Raw genomic sequence first — 1,129 nt, forward strand, 5'->3', positions numbered from 1 at the left:
TATTATCCGTAACACTAGTGGCATCGTTTTGATTGTACCAAGCCAAATCATGATGCAATGCCACCACATCACCCATGATAAGAAGAGCAGGCGTTGGTAATTGCTTTTGCTCTTGCAGCTTAACAATCGTATCGAGAGTCCCTGTTAACACTTGCTGATTGGGCATACTAGCATTTGAGACAATAGCGATAGGGGTGTCAGCGGCGCGGCCTGCATCTATCAAGCCTTCGGTCAGACGCGGCAAGGAATGCAAGCCCATATAAAAGACCACGGTCTCGTCAGTATTTACGAAGCTTTTAAAATTATTGTTAGGTGCGCCTGCCTTTAAGAATCCTGTGACAAAGCGCACAGATTGCGAATGATCGCGGTGGGTGAGCGGAATACCAGCATAGCTAGCAGCGGCGTTGGCGGCCGTGATGCCTGGCACGACTTGATAAGGGATATGCTGCGCGCGTAGGCTCTCAATCTCCTCACCGCCGCGACCAAAGATAAACGGATCACCACCTTTTAGGCGCACCACGCGGCGACCTTTTTTGGCCTCGTTGATTAACAGCTCATTGATACCCAATTGCGCGACCGCATGATTGCTACGTTTTTTGCCAACATAGACCTTGTCCGCATCACGTCGGCACAGATCAAGCACTTGCGGCGAGACTAGCGCATCGTAAAAGACAATATCGGCCTGTTGCATGAGACGCAGTGCTTTAAAGGTTAATAGCTCAGGATCACCTGGGCCTGCGCCAACGATATAGACTTCACCAACAGGCTGGGCGTACTTATGGTGTTCGTTTTGCTTATCATTAGCACTATCTTGTGGGACAGGTGCATGAGCGCTTAACGTATTAGGCGCATCCTCTTGTGTTTTTGAGGCGCTGACAGGTGTGGTTTTAGATACTGCAATCTGCGCCGCTGTTTTATCTAGATCAGCCTTTAATAGCGCAGTCGCCTCAGCCTCGTTACCTGCGAATACTAGGGCGCTCACTTGGCCTTCAAAGGCGCGCTCCCAAAACTGGCGACGAGCTGTTAGCGTTGGGATCTTTGCTTTGACCTCACTACGCAGATCACCTGCTAATTTGGCCAATTTACCATAGCCTTGCGGAATTAAAGTCTCAAGGCGGGCGCGCAAGAG

General features: G+C 50.2%; 1 protein-coding gene. It reads right to left on the reverse strand.

Annotated features, from left to right (window positions below):
* Positions 1 to 1,129 (reverse strand): uroporphyrinogen-III C-methyltransferase (gene cobA / locus ACTXGO_RS14335; RefSeq protein WP_443574988.1); only part of this gene is annotated, 1,129 nt, incomplete at both ends.

The organism is Psychrobacter sp. T6-1, assembly GCF_052258445.1.